Origin of the sequence: Actinoallomurus acaciae, assembly GCF_042429965.1 — a bacterium.
GTDB lineage: Bacteria > Actinomycetota > Actinomycetes > Streptosporangiales > Streptosporangiaceae > Actinoallomurus > Actinoallomurus acaciae.
The window spans coordinates 1-3,620 of record NZ_JBHLZP010000688.1 but is presented as its reverse complement, the minus strand read 5'-3'; the positions used below and the strand labels follow the sequence as shown (position 1 = coordinate 3,620).

At 73.0% G+C, this 3,620-nt stretch carries 6 protein-coding genes; 2 read left to right on the top strand and 4 right to left on the bottom strand.

Features of this window, described 5'->3' with window-relative positions; translation table 11 throughout:
* From ACFFNX_RS45055 to ACFFNX_RS45040, 4 genes are all read right to left on the bottom strand, one after another.
* A partial coding sequence (locus tag ACFFNX_RS45055; protein WP_378212425.1) for an SRPBCC family protein occupies positions 1-790 on the bottom strand: 790 nt, incomplete at its 3' end.
* Positions 787-1,125, bottom strand: coding sequence for an ArsR/SmtB family transcription factor (locus tag ACFFNX_RS45050; protein ID WP_378212424.1), 339 nt, complete (start codon positions 1,123-1,125; stop codon positions 787-789). The genes ACFFNX_RS45050 and ACFFNX_RS45055, both read right to left, overlap by 4 nt.
* Before the next feature lie 63 nt (positions 1,126-1,188).
* Entirely contained in the window at positions 1,189-1,611 is a 423-nt protein-coding gene (locus ACFFNX_RS45045; RefSeq protein WP_378212423.1) for a nucleoside deaminase, read from the bottom strand.
* Positions 1,612-1,613: 2 nt separating this feature from the next.
* The gene (locus ACFFNX_RS45040) at positions 1,614-2,459 is read right to left on the bottom strand and encodes an LLM class flavin-dependent oxidoreductase (RefSeq protein WP_378212421.1); all 846 of its coding nucleotides are present in this window, start codon (positions 2,457-2,459) and stop codon (positions 1,614-1,616) included.
* 93 nt (positions 2,460-2,552) lie between these two features.
* On the opposite strand from ACFFNX_RS45040, the gene ACFFNX_RS45035 reads away from it, so the two are divergent.
* Positions 2,553-3,008, top strand: a complete 456-nt coding sequence (locus ACFFNX_RS45035; protein WP_378212420.1) for an Lrp/AsnC family transcriptional regulator — start codon at positions 2,553-2,555, stop codon at positions 3,006-3,008.
* Between the two features lie 47 nt (positions 3,009-3,055).
* A partial coding sequence (locus ACFFNX_RS45030) for an alcohol dehydrogenase catalytic domain-containing protein (RefSeq protein ID WP_378212419.1) occupies positions 3,056-3,620 on the top strand: 565 nt, incomplete at its 3' end.

Here is a 3,620-nt window from a genome sequence, read left to right as displayed (position 1 = left end):
CGGTCGCGGGGTCGCCGGCGGCGCCGGTCTGTGTGAGCACGACCCGGGTGCCGGCGGGATGGCCGCCGGTCAGCTCCCAGCGCACCCGCCCGGCCGGGGTGCCGTCGCGGAGCCAGGCGTATTCCAGCAGCTTCTCCTCGCCGATGTCGGTGAGGGCGCCCGCCGGGACGGAGGGGCTGGTGGCGCGCGGCGGCGGCGGACCGCCGACGACCGGCTCCTCAGGCAGGGTCAGCGCCGGCCAGACCTGCTCGACCGGATGGGGCAGCAGCCGCTCGAACCGGATCGTGCCGTCGGCGTCCACGGCGCCCTCCCCCAGGCCGAATCTCGCGACGTAGGCGTCGTGGCGTTCGGCGTACCGCTCGGGCTTGATGAGTGACCCTTCGACCGGCCCGGCGAGGGTCGTGTCCAGGGCGCCCAGGCAGGTCTCCCAGCCGGTGGCGAAGCTGCCCGCCATGGGCCGGTCGGTGAAGGTGTGGGTGAAGACCAGCCGCGTGCCCGTGCCATCGGGGGTCAGCTCCATGCGCAGCGGGTCGCCGTTCCAGGTGAAGGCGAACACCCGGGGCGGGTCCAGCTCAGTGATCGTTCCCGCGTCCGGCTCCGCGTCACCGGCCGGGTACCGGAACCGGATCCGGCCGCCCTGGCGCAGGTCGATCTCGACGAGGGCCGGGAACCAGTGCGCCATCTCGGCCGGGCCGGTGACCGCCCGCCAGACCTTCTCCACCGGGTGCGCGAGGCGACGCTCGAACCGCAGGACGCTGCGCCCGTCGATGGTGTGCAGGGTTCCGTTCATGTGTCGTCTCCCGTCTGCCGGGGCTCGCCGTCCGGCATGGCGTCCAGGTGTCGTTCGAGGGCGTCCAGCGAGCGTTCCCACAGCCGCCGGTACGGCGACAGCCAGGCGTCGATCTCGGCCAGCGGCTCGGGTCGCAGTTCGTACCAGCGGCGCTGCGCCTCGACGCGGACGCGGACCAGACCGGCCTCGCGCAGCACCCGCAGGTGCTTGGAGGTGCCGGGCTGGGTGAGGCCGAGCGCCTCGGTCAGCTCCGCGACGGGGCGGGGACCCTCGAGCAGCAGGTCGAGGATCCGCCGCCGCGTCGGCTCGGCGAGCACGTCGAATGGTGCGGACATGCAGGGAACATATCCGGACGGCTATATACCCGTCAAGGCATATGTCTTTTCAGGCGGCGGCGTTCAGTAGTAGCCCTCGACCGGGACGCGCGCCTCCTCGTACAGCGCCGGACCCTCCTGGGGCACCTCGGGCCATCCGCCTCCCGGCTTGAGGCCGGCCAGCTGTTCCTCCGACAGCGCGTACACCACCCGGCCCAGGCCGGAACGCGCGATCGCCCCGGTGCACATCTGGCACGGCTGGCAACTCGTGTACATCGTGGTGACGGCCGCGGTCGCGGGGTCGAGCTCACGCGCCGCCCAGCGGGCCAGCTTCAGTTCCGGGTGGGCGCTGATGTCGGCGCCGGTGACGGTCGTGTTGCGCTCTTCGGCGACGACCTGACCGTCCGGGCCGGCCAGCAGCGACCCGAACGGCGGGTCGCCCGCCGCGCGGGCCTCGGCGGCCAGGGCGATGGCCCTGCGCAACAGGTCGTGAGGGTCGAGAGACATGATCACTCCGATCGGATGAGGGATTCGGCGACGGTCGCGAGCACGCGCCAGGACTCCCGCGGGCGGCGGGTCTCCTCCGGGTCGCCGTTGAACGGGTCGAGTACGACGGTCTCGGCGCCGAGGCGGCGCAGTTCGGCCAGGTCCGCGGCGACCTGATCGAGGGTGCCCTCGCCGGCGAGCCGGTCGTGGCCGGTGAGCGGATCGGCGGTGAGCCGCAGGGCGATGCGGGGCGCCAGCGCGGGCACGGGCCGTCCCTGGTCCCGCGCGGTGGCGGCGAGGCGTTCTCGTGCCTCCCGCAGCCACGGCAGCGTGGCCCGCAGCGGATGCCAGGCGTCGCCGAGGCGTACGGCCCGGCGGATGCCCGCGTCGCTGTTGCCGCCGATCCACAGCGGGATCGATCCCGCACGGTAGTCGGCGGTGTTCGCCCAGGCGGCCCGTACGACACGCAGGTGCTCGTCGGTGATCCGGCCGCGTTCGCCGAACGGCACGCCGAGCGCCGCGAACTCCTGCCGGGCCCAGCCGACGCCGACACCGAGGACGAGACGGCCGCCGCTGAGGTCGCCCAGGTTGGCGGCCATGCGGGCCAGCAGCAGGGGATGCCGGTACGGCACGATGACCACGGTGGTGCCGAGCCGGATCCGTTCGGTCACGCCGGCCAGCCACGACAGTGTGGTGAACGGCTCGTAGAACGGCGCCGGGTACTGCTCGGCCACGTCGGGTGTCACCGCCACGTGGTCGGACAGCATCAGCAGGTCGAAGCCGAGTCCCTCGACCGTGCACGCCCAGTCGCGCAGCATGCCGGGGTCGGTGCCGGGCCCGAAGTTCGGGACGTTAACGCCGAGTTTCACCATTTCACGGTATCCAGGCGATCATCGTCGGCGGAAGGGATCGTTCCCGGCGTCCACGGTGGTTCGCCGTTGTTCTGCCGGTATATTCGCGGCATGGCCGAGGATCTTGACGTGACGGACTGGGCGATCCTGGTGGAGGTGCAGCGCGACGGCCGGATCCCGCTCACCGAACTGGGCCGGCGGGTGAGCCTCAGCGCCTCGGCGACGACCGAGCGCGTCCGGAGGCTGGAGGCCGCCGGCGTCATCACCGGGTACCGGGCCGAGGTGGACCTGGAGAAGGTCGGGTATCCCGTGCTCGCCGTCGTACGCCTGAAGTATCCCGGCAACCGCCACGAGCCGCTGCACCGGCTGCTCGACGAACGGCAGGAGATCCTCGAGTGCCTGCGGACCACCGGCGATGACTGTTACACGCTGAAGGTCGCGGCGGCCTCCATGACCCACCTGGAGAAGATCGTCGGCGAGCTGACCGACTTCGGCAGCACCACCACGAACATCGTCTACCGCCAGACCCTGCCCTTCCGCGGCCCCCAGACCGCCCCGCCGGCCTGACGCCGGCCGGCGGTACGGTGACCCGGACGACAGAAGGTGAGGACCGGGTGCGAGCGGTGGTGTTCGAGGAGTTCGGGCGGATGCCGGACCTGCGCGAGGTGCCCGATCCCGCGCCGTCGCCGGCCGGGGTGGTGATCAGGGTCGCCGCGACCGGGCTGTGCCGCAGCGACTGGCACGGGTGGATGGGCCACGACTCCGACATCACGCTCCCACACGTTCCCGGGCACGAACTGGCCGGGGTGGTCGAGGCGGCCGGGCCGGAGGTCACCGGGTGGCGCGCCGGGGACCGGGTGACGGTCCCGTTCGTCTGCGCGTGCGGACGCTGCCCGGCCTGCGCGGCCGGCGAACAGCAGGTGTGCGAACGGCAGACCCAGCCCGGGTTCACCCACTGGGGCTCCTTCGCCGAGTACGTCGCCGTCGAGAACGCCGACGTGAACCTGGTCGGGCTGCCCGAGGGGCTCGGTTTCGCGGCGGCGGCCGGCCTCGGCTGCCGTTTCGCGACCGCCTACCGCGCCCTCACCGCGCACGGACGGGCCACGCCGGGCCAGTGGGTGGCGGTGCACGGCTGCGGCGGCGTCGGCCTGTCCGCGGTGATGATCGCGGCCGCGGCCG